A 17,962-nucleotide genomic window follows, 5' to 3' on the forward strand; every position below is an offset into this window, starting at 1 on the left:
CTTTTCAGATCCTATGTCCCAGATCCCAGGAGGGGCGGATTCCAAATGAGGATTTCGTTAGCGTTCGCAAGCCTGCACCGGCGCATCGGCAGCCGTGGGCGGGGCGGCGGTTTCGTCGTCGAAGGTGATCTGCTCTGCCCAGAACACCGGGCCCTGGGTGCAGGTCTGCACGTTGCCGCCCGCCCTGGCCGGGTCGGGCCACTGCTCGGTGGTGCGGCACACGCAGCCCAGGCACGCGCCCACGCCGCAGGCCATGCGCGTTTCCAGCGAAAGCTGCGTGCGCACGCCGTATTCCAGAGCGAACGAGCGCACCGTGCGCAGGAAGGGGGTGGGCCCGCAGGCCAGCACCAGCCCGTTCTGGTCGCGGAATTCACGCATCCGGCGGCCCATGGTCTCGATGAACCGCGAAAGGTCTTCGGGGCCTTCCTCGTGGTGGCTGTCGGCCATGATCTTTTCGTTGATGCTCTCGAAGGGGTAGCACCCCAGCGGCATGCGGTGGCCGAAATCCATCCACAGGTTCCACGGCTTGGGGTGGGTGTGGGCATAGCCGATGAACGGCGCAATGCCGATGCCCCCGGCCAGCATCAGGGTGGGGGTATCCGGCTCCATGGCGAAGGCGTTGCCCAGCGGGCCCCACACGTGCACCACGTCGCCGGTGCGCAGCTGGGCAAGGCGCGCGGTGCCGCGCCCCACCACCTGGAAGAAGATGACCAGGTCGCGCGCGCTGATGCGGCAGATGGAAAAGGGGCGGGCCCACAGCATGTCCAGCGCCCATCCGGCGGGGCGCAGCATGACGAACTGGCCGGGCTTCCAGTCGGCCCACTGGGGGCGTTCCAGGCGCAGGGCGAAAAAGCGGGCCTCGCCGCCGGTCTGTCCGAAGGGAACAAGGTCGAGCACCGTCAGGTCGGTGCAGGCGGGTGTGTTCATGGCGGTGATGGTGTCCTCGAAAAAAATGTGGCCGCGTCGTGTGGCCGCCGGGGTGCGGGCGCACCCGGAGACAGCAACCGGGCGTGCCCCCCGTGCATACGGGTGTAGTCGGCGGGGCGGGCGGGGTCAAGCGGTGGAAAGTGGTGCGGAGCCGCGCGGGTGGTGCAAATGCGGGATTCCGGCCCGCCGGGGCTTCCGCGCAAGTCCGCCGACTGCAACCGACAGCGGGCGCCGCGCGGGGGAACAGGGACCAGTCCCGCGCCGCCGCCAGCGCATCCACCCGCACATCGCCGGAAAACCGCGCGGACCATTGCGGTTGCCATGCGGGCGTTCTATGGTTAGATGCACTGCTCCCCGTGCGGCCACCGCGACGCCATCCGTCCCCGCCGCCACGCTGCCCCGGCCAACCGGACCATCCGGATCACCTGGCCAGCCCCTTTCGCGGCCATTCCCGGCCTTTGCGCCCGGCGGGCAGCCCCCACGCATATTTCATCCCCCTTGCGGAGAATCATACATGTCCAGCAAGCCTTCACGCCCCGCATCCGGCCCCAAGGGTGCCGCCGCCACGGCCAAGCGCCCGGCAGGCAAGAAAAAATCCGGCAAGCCCGATACGGGCGACGCCCCCCGCTCGCGCGGGCGTGACGACCAGCAGTCTCGCCCGGCCCGCCCGACCCGTAAGGACAGAGACGCACAGGCCGAACGCGAAGACCGCCCCACCCGCCCCCGTCGTCCGCAGCAGGAAGACGGTCAGGACACGAAAAAGCCCGCCGGTCCGCGCGGCGGCAAGCGGCCCGGCGGTCCGCAGGGTGGCCAGCAGGGCAAGCCGTCCGACCGACAGTCCGGCAAACCGTCGGGCAAACGCTCCGGCAAGCGGGACAACGACGACTGGACCACTGATCCTCGTGGCGGGGACCGTCGTGATGGGGATCGTCGCCACGACAGGCGTGATGACCGGCGCGATGACAGGCGTGATGATCGGCGCGATGACCGGCGTGATGACAGGCGTGATGACCGTTCCGGCCCCCGCGCGGAACGTCCCGCGCGCCCCGCGCGTTCGGGCAATGCGCCCCAGTCCGCAGGCAGGGCCGACGAATTCGTGGACAACCGCGCCCCGGAACGCGAACACCACCGCACCCGCCTGAGCGATGCGGAACTGGCGGAACTGCTGCCCCCCAGCGTGTCCGCCGGGGCCGCCGCATCCGGCAGCGCCGCGCCTGACCATGCGGACAACCTGCGCACTCCCGAAATCCTTGCCCCGGCGGGCGACATGCAGGCCGCGCTGGCCGCATTCGCCGCCGGTGCCGACGCGGTGTACCTTGGCCTGAAGCACTTTTCGGCCCGCATGCAGGCGGAAAACTTCTCCACCGGCGAACTGGCCGCGCTGACGGACCTGGCCCATTCCGAGGGCCGCCGCATCTACGTGGCCATGAACTCCATGCTGAAACCCGGCGACCCCGGCGCCGCTGGCCGTCTGGTGGCCCGCCTGGCCCGCGACGTGCGGCCCGACGCGCTCATCGTGCAGGATCTCGGCATGCTGGACATCGCCCGGCAGGCCGGGTTCACGGGTGAACTGCACCTGTCCACGCTGGCCAACGTTACCCACCCCGCCGCGCTCACCGTGGCGCGCGACCTGGGCGCCAGCCGGGTGATCCTGCCGCGCGAGCTGAACATCGACGAAATCCGCGCCTGCGGGGCTGCCTGCCCGGACGATCTGGACCTTGAATTCTTCGTGCACGGGGCGCTGTGCTACTGCGTGTCGGGCCGCTGCTACTGGTCCAGCTACATGGGCGGCAAAAGCGGCCTGCGGGGCCGCTGCGTGCAGCCGTGCCGCCGCGTGTACCGCCAGAAGGGCCGCGAGGGGCGCTTCTTCTCCTGTCTCGACCTTTCGCTGGACGTGCTGGCCAAGACCCTGCTGTCGGTGCCGCACATGGCCTCGTGGAAGATCGAGGGCCGCAAGAAGGGGCCGCACTACGTGTACTACGCGGTGTCGGCCTACCGCCTGCTGCGCGACAATCCGGACGACCCCAAGGCCCGCAAGCAGGCCGAGGACATCCTTGAAATGGCGCTGGGCCGTCCCGGCACCCATTCGCGCTTTCTGCCCCAGCGCGGCGACGACCCCACCGCCCCCGGCGAGCAGACCAGTTCCGGCCTGCTGGCTGGCAAGGTGGGCCAGACCCCGGAAGGGGGCATCTTCTTCAAGCCGCGCTTCGCACTGCTGCCGCAGGACCTGCTGCGCATCGGGTACGAGGACGAATCGTGGCACACCACCCTGCCGGTGGCCCGCCACATCCCCAAGGCAGGCACCTTCAACCTGCGCCTGCCGCGCCACAAGACGCCCAAGCTGGGCACGCCGGTGTTCCTCATCGACCGCCGCGAGCCGGAACTGACGCGAGAGGTGCGCAGCTGGCAGGCCAAGCTGGAACGCCACCGCAGGGGCGGCGGCGAAGGCGGCGCGGTGGACTTCACCCCCACCTATCCCGCCCCCGGCAAGTCCGCCCGCCCGCTGGACGTGATCCTGCGCGGCTCGCTGCCGCATGGCCGCGAGGGCAAGGCCGGGGTACGCCCCGGCACGGTGATGGGCCTGTGGCTGTCGCCCAAGGCCCTGCGCGAGGTGTCGCGCACGCTGTACCCGCGCATCTCGTGGTGGCTGCCGCCGGTGATCTGGCCGGACGAGGAAGCCCAGTGGCTGCGCATGGCCCGCGAATCCGTCCGCGACGGCGCGCGCCACTTCGTGCTCAACGCCCCGTGGCAGGTCGGCCTGTTCGGCGATGCGCACGCCCGGCGCGACCTGGTGCTGACCGCCGGTCCGTTCTGCAACACCTCCAACCCGGCGGCGCTGGCCGTGCTGCGCAAGCTGGGCTTTGCCGCCGCCATCGTCAGCCCCGAACTGCCCGGAGAAGACATCCTGGCCCTGCCGCGCCAAAGCTGCCTGCCGCTGGGCGTGGTGCTGTCCGGCTACTGGCCCATGGGCGTCACCCGCCACCACCTGGAGGGGCTGAAGCCGGGCGAGCCGTTCAACAGCCCCAAGAACGAGGTGTTCTGGGCCCGGCGCTACGGACAGAATACCTGGATATACCCCGGCTGGCCGCTGGACATCGAGGACCGCCGGGGCCAGCTGGAAGCCGCCGGGTACACCCTGTTCGTGCGCATCGACGAGCACCCGCCCCTGACCGTGCCCGAGCCGCGCAGGACCAGTCCGTTCAACTGGGACATTCCGCTGCTGTAAGCCGCATCGCTCTTTCGCCAGACCGCATAAAAAAGACGCCCCCTGCCGTGGGGGCGTCTTTTTTATGCGCGCAAGCACTTCGCCCGGGCCATCTGGGCCTGCCAACGCTATGAGGATTTTTGTTCTCTGCCAAGGAAGGATGGTTTTTTTATGGAGAGAGTATACTCTTTCGTATTCGACCGGAATAAAAAATCACCCTGACGCTGGCAGAGGGCAAAAAGACCAGAGCGTTGGCAGGCCCTACCCGAACAGCCGCGTCAAATGCGCCCGGTACCGTTCGCAGTCTTCCTCGATGCGCGGGTTCTTGACCACATCATGGCTGCAGAAGGTTTGCAGCGGCGTCATGCCGAAAAACCGGAAGTTCATGTGCGCGGGAAAGAACAGGTCGTCCACGGTCTTGCCGCCGAACAGGTACTGCCCCGCATCGCCAAAGGCCTCGGCGGGCGCGTTGAAGGTCAGCGAGAGCATGTACTGCCTGCCATGCAGCGCCCCGCCCGAACCGTACTGCCGCTCCGGCGCGGAGCGGCTGCGGCCGTCGCCCTTGCACAGCCTGCCGTCGGTACCGGCGGAATAGACCTGGTCCATGTACCTCTTGCAGCTCCACGCAAAGCCCATCCAGTTCACCGGCGACTGCACGATGATCCTGTCCGCCCACAGGTGGCGGTCTACTTCCGCCGCCACGTCGTAAGGCTTGCTGGTTTCGGTCACCTGCACGGCGTGGCCCAGACCTTCCAGCGTGGTGCGGGCCAGTTCCACCAGATGTCGGTTCAGTGCGCCGGGCGAATGGGGATAGGGCTCGTGCCCGTTGATGATCAGGACGTTCATGGCAACCTCGCTGGGCTGTGCGCCCGCCCCGCAGGAATGCACTGCCGGACGCCGGGCGCGGTTTGGTCACTGTCTCCTGCATATCTTGCCGGACGGCATGGTCAAGCAGGCACTTTTTGGTGCGTGGGCTGGGGCGCGCCGAATGTCGGCTTCCGGGGCAACGGCAATGCGCCGCGCATCCGCCCCCCGCCCGTTCGCGGCACGACAAAAGACGCCCCCTCCGGCAGGTAGGGGGCGTCCTGTTTCGCGCGTCCGGGCTTCAGGCGGACCCGTGGGCGCGTGGCGGTCGAACGGGGTGAACGTTACGGAGCCAGCGTGGGGCCAAGCCCCATGGCCACGCCCAGCACCACGCCCATCAGCACGGCCAGGGCCAGACGCACCAGCACGGGCGGGCGCCGGTCGGGGCGGGGCTGGATGAGGGCAAGGGCGAACATGGCATGCTCCGTGTGGTTGCCGGGGATGGAGCGGGCGGCCAGGACCATCCCGAACCGCCGTCATGCTCCACCTGTCCGTACGCACCAACCGGCCACAGGGGCCGAGTGCATGGTCTGGACGCTACGGCGCACCGAATGATATGTCCAATTCGAATTTTCTCGCCAATCAATATGCAGGAGATATCAATAATGGAGCTGCGCCAGCTGCGCTACTTTCTGGCCGTGGCGGAAGAGCTGCACTTCGGGCGGGCCGCCCGGCGCATGCATGTTTCGCAGCCGCCGCTCAGCCAGCAGATTCAGGCGCTGGAAGAGGAACTGGGGGTGCGCCTGTTCGACCGCACCAGCCGCACGGTGCGGGCCACCCCGGCGGGCGAGGCCCTGCGCGACGACGTGCGCGGCCTGCTGGCCGGGCTGGACGCGGCGGTGGAGCGGGCGCGCGGCACGGCGCGGGGCGAGCGGGGGCGGCTGCGGCTGGGCTTTGTGGTCAGCGCGGCGGCCACGCGCTTTCCCCGGGCGGTGGCCGCCTACCGGGCGCGCTGCCCCGGCGTGCGGCTGGAACTGCGCGAAATGGGCACCCTGCTGCAATTGCGGCGCATCGAATCCGGCGAACTGGACGTGGGCCTCTTGCGCAATCTGGACGGCCTGCCGGAGGGCTTCGACCATGCCCCGTTCCTGCACGAGCCGCAGGTGGTGGCCCTGCCCGCGCACCATCCGCTGGCGGCACGCGAGACCGTACCGCTTGCCGCGCTGGCCGGGGTGCCGCTGATCCTCTATCCGCGCCGCGTGTTTCCGGCGGCGTACGACGCCATCATCGCGGCATGTCGCGGGGCAGGCTTCTCGCCCGAGGTGCCGCAGGAGGCGGTGGGCCTGAACACCCAGCGCGCGTTGGTGGCGGCGGGGGTGGGCGCGGCCATCGTGCCCGCATCCGCCCGCAGCGAGCCGCGCGAGGGCGTGGTGTACCGCGACGTGGCGGCAGGCAACGATGTGCCGGGAGGCGCGCCGGGCCTGCCCTATATCCGGCTGGACCTGGTGTGGCGGGCCGGGCGGGACGACGCCCTGCTGCGCGGCTTTCTGGACGTGGTGGGCGGCTTCGGCGGGGAAGATGACGGGGACGCGACAGGGGGCGACGCCGTCCCGTCCACCGGGGCGGGTTCCAACCGTGCGGAAGGAGAGGATGCGGAAGGAGAGGACGCGGCAGACTAGAAGACGCGCGGCACCCGCGCAGCCCCTCTCCCCCCTGCGGGGACCGGTACGGGCTACCCGCCCAGCCAGAGCACCAGCGGCGGGCAGAAGGTCACCAGCAGCAGGTCCACGATCAGCACCACCAGCATGGGCACGATGGCCCGGCTGATGGCGGAAAGCGGGATGCGCGCGATGGAGCACGACACCACCAGACACACCCCCAGCGGCGGGGTCAGCATGCCGATGGCCAGGTTCACCACCACGATGACCCCCAGGTGCACCAGGTCGATGCCCAGCGCGGGCAGCAGCGGCACCAGCACCGGCACGAACAGCAGGATGGCGGCGGTGGTTTCCAGAAAGGTGCCCACCACCAGCAGCAGCAGGTTCACCAGCAGCAACAGCACGATGCGGTCCCCGGACAGGGACAGCATCCACGCCGCGATGGCCTGCGGCAACCGTTCCAGCGCCATCACCCATCCGAACAGCGAGGCGGCGGCGATGATCAGCATGACCACGGCGGAGGTCACCCCGGCGCACAGGGCCAGACGCGGCAGGTCGCGCCAGCGCAGTTCGCGGTGGGCGTACAGCCCCACGGGCAGGGCATAGGCCACGGCCATGGCCGCCGATTCGGTGGCGGTGGCCACGCCGCCGATGATGGTCCCCAGAATGATGGCGGGCGCGCCCAGCGCCCACGCCCCGGAGCGGATGGCGGGCCACAGGGCCCGCGCGTCGAAGCGCCGTTCCGGCACCCGGCCCGTGCGCCGCGCCTCCACCACGCACAGGGCCACCAGCGAGGCGCCCATGAGCAGCCCCGGCAGCACCCCGCCCGCGAACAGCCGCCCGATGGAGGCCCCGGTCAGCGCGCCGAACACGATCATGGGGATGCTGGGCGGAATGATCACCCCGATGCACCCCCCGGCGGCCTGCACCGCGCCCGCCAGCGGGGCCGGGTAGCCGCGCCGGATCATGGCAGGAATGAGGATGGACCCCACCGCAGCCGTATCGGCGGCGGCGGAACCGGACACCCCGGCGAAGAACATGGCCGACACCACCGAAACCGCCGCCAGCCCGCCCGGCAGGTGGCCCACAAGGGCATCGGCCAGGGCCACGATGCGGCGCGAAATGCCCCCGGCGGACATCAGTTCGCCCGCCAGCATGAACAGCGGCACGGCCAGCAGGGGAAAGGAATCGGCCCCGGCGTACAGCCGCTGCACGGCCAGCATGGGCTCCAGCCCGACGGGCATGGTCAGCCCCTTGGCCAGCACTGCGGCAAAGGCGGCACCGCCCAGGGCCACGGCCACGGGCGCGTTGAGCGCGAACAGCAGCACCATGCCGCCGAACAGGATCAGGCCCACCATGTCAGCGGCCCTCCCGCGCGGGGGCGTCTTGTGCGGGGGCGGCGGGCATCCTGAAGGACGTGGACGCGACGGGAGATGCGGAGGACAGGAGCGGATCGTCCCCGGCCCTGCCCCCGTCCCGGTCCGTCACACCGCACGGCATCGCTGCGCCGCCCGTGCCGACAACGCCGTCAGAGCCTGTAGCGCCTGGCCACAGATGGGCCAGCAGGTCCGCCAGCCCGTGCAGGGTCAGCAGCGCGCCGCCCACGGGCACGGCCACGAAGACCACGGCCCGCGATACCCCAAGGGCCGCCGTCTGCTGCGGCAGCAGGAACAGGGCAAACCGCGCGCCATGCCAGGCCACGGCGGCGAAAAAGGCCACGCACACGCACAGCACCAGCAGCCGCGCCCGCCAGGCCCACTGCGGCGAAAAACGCGCCACCAGCGCGTCCATGCCGATGTGCGCCCGGCCCCGCCACGCCACCGACGCGCCGATGAAGGTCAGCTGCACCAGCAGGGCGCGGCCCAGTTCCTCCGACCAGAACAGCGAATTGTTGAAGGCATAGCGAAACACCACCTGCACGGTGAGCAGCCCGGCCATGGCCAGGGTAACCCCGGCCAGCCAGACGCGGGCCACGGCATCGCAGCGCGCGGCCACGGCCAGCAGCGCCCGCGTGACGGCAGGGCCGGGCCCCCGGCCCCCGCCAGTGTCCGGCGCTGTCGGCACCGGGGGCGATGCGACAGTGCGTCCAGCCGTCATTCCGCCCCCTGGCGCCCCACCGCCGCCAGCACGCGGGCCAGCATGTCGCGGGTGCGCGGTTCGGAAAACAGGGCGCTCTGGCGCAGCGCATCGGCGCGGGCGCGGAACGAGGCCAGGTCCGGCGCGTCCACCACCTGCATGCCCGCCTCGCGCAGGCGGCGCAGGTAGTCGGCGTCCTTCTGGCGGTTGTAGGCCCGCTGGTACGTGGCGGCGTCTGCCATGCACTGCATGACCAGCGTGCGTTCCGCCGGGGGCAGCCCGTTGAACCATGCCAGGTTGGCCAGGTCCGCGTGGGCGGAATACACGTGCCCGGTCAGTGAAAGGTATTTCTGCACCTCTGGCATGCGGTATTCCGCCATGACCCACAGGGGGTTTTCCTGCCCGTCGATGGTGCCCTGCTGCAATTCGGCGTAGATGGGCCAGCCCATGGGCGTGGGGTTGGCGCCAAGGGCGCGCCACAGCTCGCGGTGCAGAGTCGATTCCAGCACGCGGATCTTCAGCCCGCGCACGTCGTCCACGCTGCGCACCGGGCGCACGTTGTTGGTCAGGTGGCGGAAGCCGTTCTCGGAAAAGTGCAGCCCCTTCAGACCCACCCGTTCCAGCGCATCCAGCAGCGCCCTTCCCGCCGCCCCGTCCAGCACGCGGTCGGCCTCTGCCGCGTCGCGGAACAGAAAGGGGTAGTCCAGCACCTTCACCTCGGGCACGAACGGATCAAGCACGCCCAGGGTGATGATGGCCAACTGCACGCCGCCCAGTTGCAATTGTTGCAGGATTTCCGTCTCGGTGCCCAGGGTGCCGGAATGGTGCACCACCACCCGGTACGCCCCGTGCGAGCGTTCCTCCAGCAACTGCCGGAACCGCTCGGCGCAGACGTGCTGGGCCGAGCCGGGGGTGGTCACCACGGCCAGGGTCAGTTCCGTAGCCGCGCTGGCGGTGCGGGGCCATCCGGGCAGGATGGCCGCCAGACAGGCCAGCATCAGCCCAAGGGACGCCGCAAGGGCGCGCCCCCGGCGGCAGGCCCCGGCGAACGACAGCGGGCGGGAAAGACGGAGGGGACTGGGCTGACCGGAAGTGCGAAAACGACGGTGCATGGCAATCCTCGGCGGGTGACGGAAGGGGAACACGGCGGTCGGGGCAGGGTGGTGAAATTTCGGCCTCCGCATCGTAAACCCTACGGAAAGCGCACGATGACAAAGCGGCAACACCCTGCCTTCACAGGTTGAAATACCGATAGCCGCATGATAAGCATGCGATGCACGCGCGGCGGCAAAAGGCGGCCTGCTGCGTCCCGCAGCGTACCGCACCGCCTGCCGTGGCCAGGCTGGCCCCACGGCTGGCCCCACGCCTGCCCTGATGCGCGACAACGGGCGCGCACCATAGCCGCTCGCACGGCGGGGTTCAACCCCTGCCCCCGCCCCGCCGACCGCCCCCCTCTGCCTGGCTGCCGCGCCGGATATTCCGGATGGATGCAGCCTAGCACACAACGCCGCAACGCGCACCCGCGTCCCTGTGGCGAGGGTGGCGGGTGTGGCGAGTGTGGCGAGCGCGGCGGGAACGGTGAATGCGGAACACGCTCCGGGCGCACAGGGGCCTTCGCACCGGGGCTCGCCCCGTTGCCCGCCCGCCCCTTCGTCCGCACGCCCCGCCGCCGCGCATCACATCATTGCACCCATCGAGACACACCAAAGGATTTCCATGACCGAAGGCAACCTGACCCATCGCGACCTCGCCCGCCTGCTGGGCGTTTCCGAAACCACGGTCAAAAGCTACCGCCGCAAGTTTCCGGACTGCATCCCCGTGGCCAGCCAGGGCAAGCCCATCCGCTTCACGGCGGAGGCGGCGGCAGTGTCGCTGCGCATCCGCGACCTGTTCGAGATGGGCATGTCGGTGGAAGAGGTGCGGGCCCGCCTGGCCGCCGAATTCGCGTGGATAGCGCCGGAAGCCCCGTCCGGCGGCGACCGGGACGACGCGGAATCCGCAGAGCCCGCCGCCCCGCCGCAGCCCGCGCGGGTGGAACTGCCGCAGGACTTCACCCTGGCCGTGAGCAACCTGGCGAAAAGCATGGTGGGGCTGACCCAGCAGCAGAACGCCATCCTGAAGCGGGTGCAGCACATCGAGACCCTGCTCACCGCGCTGGCCCCCGCTTCCGGCGATGGAGGCGCACCGGGTTCGACCGGCCTGCAGGGCCGCCCCGCCTGGCTGGACGAGGCGCGGGCCCTGGCCGCGCGCTTCGAGTCCCTGCTGGGCGTCGTGGCCGGTTCCGAGGGCGGCGACACGGGGCACTCCGCCCCCGTGGGCACGCCCCGTACCGCGTCCGCCGCTCCCGCAACGTCGGCCCCGGTCACACCGGAGCCCACCGTGACGTCCACCGTGACGTCCACCCTGACATCCGGCGACGAGGCCACCGTCAGCGCGCCCGAGGCAGAAGCCGCCGCCCCAGCCCCGACTGGCCCGTCTGCACCGACTGGCCCGTCTGGCGGTCGGGTGGTGCCCTTCCCCGGCGGCATGGCCGCCCCGGCGTCCGATGCCCCCACCCCGCCGGACCCCGCCTTTCTCGCGCCGCAGGACCCGCCGCGCCACCTGCTGGCCCTGCCGCTGGTGGTGCAGTCGCCCCAGGGCGAATTCCTGGGCGTGGCCGGGCGGGCGCGGGGCCGGTTCTGCATCAACGACCTGAAGGCCATGCTGGCCTTCGCCTTCCAGCCGCCGGACCATTACGTCCTGCGCAGCGAACCGACCGAGGACGGCGGATGGTGGCTGACCCTGGAACAGCCCCAAGCCGAAGCTCCGTACGACGTGGTGCTGCTGGTGGACGAATCGGTCACCCCGCGCGGCAACCAGGTGGCCGTGGTGCGCCGCTACGTGGCCAACGGCGTGGAAAGCCACCCCACGGAAATCTACGGCTTCCTGCGCGCGGTGCAGGGCTAGGCTCGCCGCCCTCCACCCGAGAGCGCAACGCAGGCGGCGCGCATGGGCCGCCTGCCCCGGCGCCTTCCGGCAGGCACGCCTTGCGAGGGGGCGGGGTATCGCGCATGCAGCGGGCGTGGCCAGCGCAGTGTTGGCCCGTGCCGCGCCCCCGACGCGTCTGCGGACGCGTCTGTGAGCGTGTCTGTGGACACGCCTGCATACGCGCACATCCACCGCCGGACTGCCCCGCCTTGTGCCCCGGCACGCAAGATCCACGCCCGCAAGGGCCTTCCCCGCACTTCGCCACGCGGCCACGCCGCAGGACAGACGTTCATGAATCTCCCCTCCACCAGCCTCCGCGTCCGGCTCGTGCTGGCCTTTGCCCTGCTCATCCTTGCCCTGTCGCTGGTCCTTTCCCTGCTGGCGGGTTTCCGCTCCGGGCAGCAGGTGCGCGCCCAGATCGGCGACGTGCTGGCCGAAACCGCCTGGCAGATGGCCGACAAACTGGACCGGTCCATGTGGGCCCGGCGCGGCGAAATCAACATCCTGGCCGAACTGGACGCCCTGCGCCGCCCGGCGGACCCGCAGGCCATCGGGCGCCTGCTGGACCGGCTGCAAACGTCCCTGCCCGTCTTCTCGTGGGTCGGCTTTACCGATGCCACGGGCCGGGTGCTTGCTTCCACCGGGCGCATCCTGGAAGGGGCGGACATTTCCGCGCGGCCCGTCTTTTCCATGGGCAGCAGGCGCCCCTTCGTGGGCGACGTGCACGATGCGGTGCTGCTGGCCAAACTGCTTCCCAATCCCACGGGCGAACCCATGAAATTCGTGGACATCAGCGTGCCCGTGGCCACGCCCGACGGACGCCTGGCCGGGGTGCTGGCCGCGCACCTGAGCTGGGAATGGGCCCGCCAGATAGAGCGCACCATCTTCCAGTCGTTGCGGGTGGATCAGGGCATCGACCTGTTTGTCGTCGCCGCCGACAATACGGTGCTGCTGGGTTCATCGCCCGCGCCGGGCACGCCCCTGTCGCTCGACGCCGTGGCCCGCGCCCGTGCCGGTGCCATGGGGTGGAGCGTGGAACGCTGGCCCGACGGCAAGGACTACCTGACCGGCTACGCCACGGGCAACGGCTTCGAGGATTACCCGGGCCTCGGCTGGACGGTGCTGGCCCGCCAGCCCCTGGCCACGGCCCATGCCCCGGCTCGGGCGCTGGAACGCGACGTGCTGGCGGCGGGCCTGCTGATGGGCCTGCTGTTCGCGGTCATCGGCTGGTTCGTGGCCGGGCCGGTTGCGCACCCGCTGCACCGCCTGACCCAGGCCGCCGACCGGCTGCGCAACGGCGAGGACACGGAGATACCCGAACTGCGCGGCGTGCGTGAAATCGAGGTGTTGTCCGCCTCGCTGCGGGGCATGGTGGACGCCCTGACCCGCAAGCAGCACGCCCTGGACCGCATGGAGGCCATGGCCCTGCACGACAAGCTCACCGGGTTGCCCAACCGCCGCGCTCTGGAACAGCACCTTGCCCACGCCATGGGCCAGCCCCGCCGGAGTGGCCGGACGCTGGCGCTGCTGTTCATGGACCTTGACGGATTCAAGGCAGTCAACGACACACTTGGACATCAGATGGGTGACGCGCTGTTGCGGCAGGTGGCCGAACGGCTGCGTTGCTGCCTGCGCGATGACGACGTGGTGGCCCGGCTGGGCGGCGACGAATTCGTCATGGTGCTGCCTGGTCCGAAGGACCAACCCCGCGACGGCGCCATGCTTGTGGCCGGACGGGTGATCGCGTCGCTCAACGCGCCCTTCGACGTCGAAGGCAACGAGGTGCGCGTGGGGTGTTCCGTGGGCGGTGCCGTGTGGCCCGACGACGAGGACGATGTCTCCGCGACCCTGCATCTGGCGGATGCGGCCCTGTACACGGCCAAGCGCACCGGCAAGAACCGCTGCGTCTTTCACGGCCCGGACAGCGCCTGATCGGGGCATGACCCGGACCTCATCCGGACATGATCCGGCACGGCGCCATGGCGGGCGCAAGGCGCCTGTCGCCCGCCCGGCATCCCGCCCGGCACGCGGGCCGACACACGTTCGACGAATTGTAACATCCATGTGACGGGCGCGACACGAACCGGCGCGAGACAAGGATGATGAAACAGTACTCCCTGCGCAAACGGCTCGTCGTGGGCACCTGGCTGCTGCTGATCGTGGCGCTGCTGCCGCCCTATCTCTATTTCGACAAGACCCTGCGCCGCGACGTGCTGCTGGAGGCCAAGGCCCGCGCCGCCGAAGACGTGGACACCACCTACTGGCTGTTGCGCGAGCACCCGCGCTTTCCGTCATACCGGCACCTCAATGCCTGGGTCACGGAACTCTCGCGCCGCACCGGCACCCGCATCACCTACATCGTGGATGGCCACGTGCTGGCCGATTCCGACGTGCCCTTCGAACGTCTGTCCACGCTGGAGGACCACGCCAACCGGCCGGAGGTGGTGGAGGCCCGCACCGGCGCGCTGGGCACCGACGTGCGCTTCAGCGCCACCCTGGGCAAGGATTTGATCTACGCCGCCCGCAAGGTGGACGGCATAGCCGGGCTGGACCCCGGCACCCTGCGCCTGGCCCTGCCCCTGTCGGTGGTGCACGACCGGCTGGACCGCATGGAAAAGGGGCTGGTGTGGGCCTTCCTGTTCTCGCTCATGGCCAGCGGCGCGCTGGGCCTGGTGGTCACGCGGCCCCTGCTGCGCGGCATGGAAACCATGGCCATGGCGGCCCAGGCCATCGGCCAGGGCGAATACGGGCGCCGCATCCGCGACATACCGGGCCGCGAACTACGCCCCCTGGCCCATGCCATCAACGGCATGGCCCACAACATAGAGCAGCACCTGCACCAGTTGAACGAGCAAAAAGGACGGCTGGAGGCCGTGTTCAACGGCATGCACGAAGGGGTCATGGTGCTGGACGCCGCCGGGCGCATCGAATCCATGAACCGCGCGCTCACCGCCATGTTCACCGGCATTGGCAACAAGCTGGGGGCCACCCCGCTGGAAGCCACCATGAAGCCGGAACTGCAGCGCATGGTGGACGAAATGCTGGTTTCGCCCAACGCGCGCGGCACCAGCATGCAGACCGACCTGGGAGAGGGCCGCGCCTTCGAGATTTCGCTGGTGCCCTTCCGCGATGCCTCTGGCCAGCGCATGGTGCTGGTGTTCCACGACATCAGCGAGCGCGAAAAGCTGGAACGCATCCGCCGCGACTTCGTGGCCAACGTCTCGCACGAACTCAAGACCCCGCTCACCAGCATCAAGGGCTACGCGGAAACGCTGCTGGAGGCGCCGCCCGCCTCGCGCGACCAGATGTCCGCCTTTTTGCGCACCATCCTCAAGAACGCCAACCACATGACCAAGATGGTCAACAGCCTGCTGGTGCTGGCCCGCTCGGAGCACAAGGGCGACAAGGTGGCCCTGACCGGCGTGGACGCTGCGGAAGTGCTGCGCCAGACCGTGCGCGAACTGGAGCCGGTGGCCTTGCGCAAGGAAATCACGCTGGAAAACGGCGTGGGGGCGACCCCGCTGGTGGTGCTGGCCGACCGCGACGGGCTGGTGGAGGTGTTCCGCAACCTGCTGGACAACGCCATCAAGTACAGCCCCCCGCAGACGCGGGTGGCCGTTTCCGCCACCGCCGCCGACGGCAGGGTGACCCTGTGCGTGAGCGATCAGGGGCCGGGCATTCCGGAAAAGAGCCGCGAACGCATCTTCGAACGATTCTACCGCCTGGACCGCGACGGCGACGGCACCAAGAACGGCAGTGCGGGCCTGGGTCTGGCCATCTGCCGCCGCATCGTCATGAGCCACGGCGGCGACATCTGGGTGGAAAGCCCGCTGGATGCCGCCACCCGCACCGGGGCCGCCTTCTTCGTGATGCTGTTCTCCCCCCGGCCAGAAGACGAGGGGCTGGACGGCAACGGTGCCGGGCTGGATGGTGGAGGTGCGGACGGTACTGATGCGGATGATGCCGGACCAAATGATGATGGTCAGGACGGCGACCGAGGCACCCCGACAGTGCTGCACGCCGCTGCCCCCGCGCCCGTGTCCGCGCCCGAGGCAGACGCATCCGGACCGGGTGTGCCGCACGACGCGGGAACGGACGGCCCGGGCGGACCGCCGCGCAGCGCGTGATGGCCGTGTCCGCTCCCCCTTGTGGCCGCAGGCAGCCTTCGCCCAATGCCCTAACAAAGCTGCTACGGCTGCGGGAGGACAACCGGCCCGGCTGGCCCGGCTGGCTCTCAATTGGCTCGACTGGCTCGACTGGCTCAATTGGCCCGACTGGCCACTTCAACGGACACTATCCCGGTCACGCCGGGTCATACGGGGACGCCGCAGGGCGTCCCCCTTGCGTCGGGGCGTGCGGAGCGCGTCGGAAGCGTGCGGGGCAGCGGCGCACGGTGCAAGGGACGGGGATGCGCGGGGGATGGCGCGGCGGGGGCCGCCACGGGGCGGCTGGCACCGCACTGGCGCTCGGACACAGGCGCATCGGCATGCGCCGGACGCAACAAGCCCGCCACTGTCGCGCGGGACGCGATAACGGCGGGCAAGGCACGGAATCGTGGAACAGAAGGGGTCGCCGCACCTCCGTCCGGCATGCGCGGGCATGCAGCGGTGGGGGATGGGGCCATGGTCGCCAATACGCGGTGCGGGACGGAGGCTATTTCATGCGGTAGGTGATGCGGCCACGCGTCAGGTCGTACGGCGAAAGCTCTACCTTCACACGGTCGCCGGGCAGGATGCGGATGTAGAACTTGCGCATCTTGCCGGAGATGTGGGCCAGCACTTCGTGGCCGTTTTCGAGCTCCACACGGAACATCGCGTTGGGCAGGGCTTCCTGCACAACGCCGTCAACCTCGATGGCATCTTCCTTTGCCATGGTTCCTCCGTCTCGTTCTCTCGCACCCCGTGCGGGCGGGGCAAAACAACTGCACCGCCATTCCACATAATGCCGGTTTTGTCAACAAAACCGCGCCACGCAAGGGTTCGCGCCCGGCTGCAGGACTGCGGAACCGGACCATGCGTTGCCGCCGTGGCCCGGTTGTCCACCCGCGCGCGGCCTTGCCGTCGAGAAAACACCGGCGGGGGCCGGAAGAAGCCGGAAACCGCCCGCAGGGAAAGGAAGAATCACGGCAGCCATGGCCCTGCTGTCCATCGGATGCGGGGCGGCAACGGGCCGAAAGCGAGGCCGGAAGCAGGCCGTCCGCGCCGGGCGGTCCTGCCCGCGCCGCAGTGGGCGCAGGCGGTCACCCCCCGCTATCCGGCGGCAGGCCCTTCCGCCGCCCCACGGTTGCGCAGCAGCAGCCACATCCCCACGCCGAACAGCGGCAGGCACAGCACCTGGCCCATGGTCAGCCAGCCGAAGGCCAGGTAGCCCAGTTGCGGATCGGGCTCGCGCACGAATTCCACGGCAAAGCGGAAGATCGCATACAGCACGCCGAACAGGCCGGACACCGCGCCCACCGGGCGCTTGCGCCCGGAAAACCACCACACGGCGGCAAACAGCACCACGCCTTCCAGCACGGCCTCGTACAACTGCGAGGGATGACGGGGAAAGGGGCCGCCGTCGGGAAACACCATGGCCCACGGCAGCGTGGTGGGTGCGCCCCACAGCTCGCCGTTGATGAAGTTGCCGATGCGGCCAAAGAACAGCCCCGGCGGAATCAGCGGCGCCACGAAGTCCACCACGGACAGGAATTCGCGCTCGGCGCGCCGGGCGTACAACCACACCGCGAACAGCACCCCCAGCAACCCGCCGTGAAACGACATGCCCCCGTGCCAGATCTGGAAGATGGCCGCGGGCTGGCTGACGTAGTAGGCCAGATCGTAGAACAGGATGTAGCCCAGCCGCCCCCCCAGCACCACGCCGAAGATGGCCCAGGTGACCATGTCGTCCACCTGCTGCGGGTGCCAGCCACTGCCGGGCTGCGCCGCGCGGCGGCGGCCCAGCCACCAGCCGGAGATGAAGCCGAACAGGTACATCAGCCCGTACCAGCGGAACTGCAACGGGCCAATGGAAACGGCCACGGGATCTATGCGGGGATATGCGAGCATCGGGACTCCCGGTGATGCTTGGGTTGCGGAAAAGGGACACGGGCCGGGCGCGGCAGGGGACCACGAGGCCGCGTAGGCTCGCGTGGCACAACAGCGCGCCAGAGTAGCGCCGGGGTAGCGCCAGGCGGCGCCAGACCATGCCCCCACCACGACACGATATGGCACGGCAGGGTACGGCGCAGGCCACGCGTGGGGCGCGATATCCGAGGCTGTGGTACGACCAGTGCCCGCTTCCGTCAATGCCGAGCCGGGCCGAGCCGGGCCGAGCCGGGCCAGGC

The 17,962-nt window shown here is 70.0% G+C and carries 13 protein-coding genes; 5 read left to right on the forward strand and 8 right to left on the reverse strand.

Features of this window, described 5'->3' with window-relative positions:
- Positions 1-57 precede the first annotated feature (57 nt).
- On the reverse strand, positions 58-927 hold the full coding sequence (locus tag K6142_RS14520; RefSeq protein WP_007525564.1) for a dihydroorotate dehydrogenase electron transfer subunit: 870 nt from the start codon (positions 925-927) through the stop codon (positions 58-60).
- A gap of 1,096 nt (positions 928-2,023) precedes the next feature.
- Between K6142_RS14520 and K6142_RS14525 the strand changes: the two genes are divergently transcribed.
- Positions 2,024-4,153, forward strand: a complete 2,130-nt coding sequence (locus K6142_RS14525) for a peptidase U32 family protein (protein WP_190245787.1) — start codon at positions 2,024-2,026, stop codon at positions 4,151-4,153.
- A gap of 240 nt (positions 4,154-4,393) precedes the next feature.
- Here the strand turns inward: K6142_RS14525 and K6142_RS14530 are convergent, their stop codons facing one another.
- Positions 4,394-4,978 carry an NAD(P)H-dependent oxidoreductase gene (locus K6142_RS14530; RefSeq protein WP_190245785.1) on the reverse strand — a complete coding sequence of 195 codons (585 nt, stop codon included), beginning with the start codon at positions 4,976-4,978 and terminating at the stop codon, positions 4,394-4,396.
- 302 nt (positions 4,979-5,280) lie between these two features.
- Complete coding sequence (locus K6142_RS16610; protein WP_263284425.1) at positions 5,281-5,412, reverse strand: hypothetical protein; 132 nt, start codon at positions 5,410-5,412, stop codon at positions 5,281-5,283.
- Between the two features lie 189 nt (positions 5,413-5,601).
- On the opposite strand from K6142_RS16610, the gene K6142_RS14535 reads away from it, so the two are divergent.
- The gene (locus K6142_RS14535) at positions 5,602-6,615 is read left to right on the forward strand and encodes a LysR family transcriptional regulator (RefSeq protein ID WP_223380918.1); all 1,014 of its coding nucleotides are present in this window, start codon (positions 5,602-5,604) and stop codon (positions 6,613-6,615) included.
- A 53-nt stretch (positions 6,616-6,668) separates the two neighbouring features.
- Here K6142_RS14535 and K6142_RS14540 read toward each other — a convergent pair whose 3' ends face one another.
- The 3 genes from K6142_RS14540 to K6142_RS14550 are packed head-to-tail and all read right to left on the reverse strand — an operon-like array spanning position 6,669 to position 9,782.
- Positions 6,669-7,952 carry a TRAP transporter large permease gene (locus tag K6142_RS14540; protein WP_190246097.1) on the reverse strand — a complete coding sequence of 428 codons (1,284 nt, stop codon included), beginning with the start codon at positions 7,950-7,952 and terminating at the stop codon, positions 6,669-6,671.
- Position 7,953: 1 nt separating this feature from the next.
- Positions 7,954-8,691 (reverse strand): TRAP transporter small permease, encoded by a 738-nt coding sequence (locus K6142_RS14545; RefSeq protein ID WP_223380919.1) that lies wholly within the window; start codon positions 8,689-8,691, stop codon positions 7,954-7,956.
- Positions 8,688-9,782 (reverse strand): TRAP transporter substrate-binding protein, encoded by a 1,095-nt coding sequence (locus K6142_RS14550; RefSeq protein ID WP_223290391.1) that lies wholly within the window; start codon positions 9,780-9,782, stop codon positions 8,688-8,690. The genes K6142_RS14545 and K6142_RS14550 overlap by 4 nt, the downstream gene beginning before the upstream one ends.
- Before the next feature lie 604 nt (positions 9,783-10,386).
- Between K6142_RS14550 and K6142_RS14555 the strand changes: the two genes are divergently transcribed.
- The 3 genes from K6142_RS14555 to K6142_RS14565 all read left to right on the forward strand — a co-directional run bounded on the left by K6142_RS14555 (position 10,387) and on the right by K6142_RS14565 (position 15,764).
- Complete coding sequence (locus K6142_RS14555) at positions 10,387-11,616, forward strand: MerR family transcriptional regulator (protein WP_190245247.1); 1,230 nt, start codon at positions 10,387-10,389, stop codon at positions 11,614-11,616.
- Positions 11,617-11,928: 312 nt separating this feature from the next.
- Positions 11,929-13,569, forward strand: coding sequence for a GGDEF domain-containing protein (locus K6142_RS14560; RefSeq protein ID WP_190245248.1), 1,641 nt, complete (start codon positions 11,929-11,931; stop codon positions 13,567-13,569).
- 167 nt (positions 13,570-13,736) lie between these two features.
- Entirely contained in the window at positions 13,737-15,764 is a 2,028-nt protein-coding gene (locus K6142_RS14565) for an ATP-binding protein (protein ID WP_190245249.1), read from the forward strand.
- Between the two features lie 526 nt (positions 15,765-16,290).
- On the opposite strand, the gene infA is transcribed toward K6142_RS14565, so the two are convergent.
- Both infA and lgt read right to left on the reverse strand, forming a co-directional pair.
- On the reverse strand, positions 16,291-16,509 hold the full coding sequence (infA, locus tag K6142_RS14570; protein ID WP_007525542.1) for a translation initiation factor IF-1: 219 nt from the start codon (positions 16,507-16,509) through the stop codon (positions 16,291-16,293).
- Between the two features lie 377 nt (positions 16,510-16,886).
- Positions 16,887-17,684 carry a prolipoprotein diacylglyceryl transferase gene (lgt, locus tag K6142_RS14575; protein WP_190245250.1) on the reverse strand — a complete coding sequence of 266 codons (798 nt, stop codon included), beginning with the start codon at positions 17,682-17,684 and terminating at the stop codon, positions 16,887-16,889.
- Positions 17,685-17,962: the final 278 nt, after the last annotated feature.

This window comes from Nitratidesulfovibrio sp. SRB-5 (genome assembly GCF_019931275.1).
GTDB lineage: Bacteria > Desulfobacterota > Desulfovibrionia > Desulfovibrionales > Desulfovibrionaceae > Cupidesulfovibrio.

Excerpts from the sequence above, each read along its gene's own strand:
- K6142_RS14520 (WP_007525564.1), bottom strand. The coding sequence starts at position 927 with ATGAACACACCCGCCTGCACCGACCTGACGGTGCTCGACCTTGTTCCC.
- K6142_RS14530 (WP_190245785.1), bottom strand. The coding sequence starts at position 4,978 with ATGAACGTCCTGATCATCAACGGGCACGAGCCCTATCCCCATTCGCCC.
- K6142_RS16610 (WP_263284425.1), bottom strand. The coding sequence starts at position 5,412 with ATGTTCGCCCTTGCCCTCATCCAGCCCCGCCCCGACCGGCGCCCGCCC.
- K6142_RS14535 (WP_223380918.1), top strand. The coding sequence starts at position 5,602 with ATGGAGCTGCGCCAGCTGCGCTACTTTCTGGCCGTGGCGGAAGAGCTG.
- K6142_RS14540 (WP_190246097.1), bottom strand. The coding sequence starts at position 7,952 with ATGGTGGGCCTGATCCTGTTCGGCGGCATGGTGCTGCTGTTCGCGCTC.
- K6142_RS14545 (WP_223380919.1), bottom strand. The coding sequence starts at position 8,691 with ATGACGGCTGGACGCACTGTCGCATCGCCCCCGGTGCCGACAGCGCCG.
- K6142_RS14550 (WP_223290391.1), bottom strand. The coding sequence starts at position 9,782 with ATGCACCGTCGTTTTCGCACTTCCGGTCAGCCCAGTCCCCTCCGTCTT.
- K6142_RS14555 (WP_190245247.1), top strand. The coding sequence starts at position 10,387 with ATGACCGAAGGCAACCTGACCCATCGCGACCTCGCCCGCCTGCTGGGC.
- K6142_RS14560 (WP_190245248.1), top strand. The coding sequence starts at position 11,929 with ATGAATCTCCCCTCCACCAGCCTCCGCGTCCGGCTCGTGCTGGCCTTT.
- K6142_RS14565 (WP_190245249.1), top strand. The coding sequence starts at position 13,737 with ATGATGAAACAGTACTCCCTGCGCAAACGGCTCGTCGTGGGCACCTGG.
- infA (WP_007525542.1), bottom strand. The coding sequence starts at position 16,509 with ATGGCAAAGGAAGATGCCATCGAGGTTGACGGCGTTGTGCAGGAAGCC.
- lgt (WP_190245250.1), bottom strand. The coding sequence starts at position 17,684 with ATGCTCGCATATCCCCGCATAGATCCCGTGGCCGTTTCCATTGGCCCG.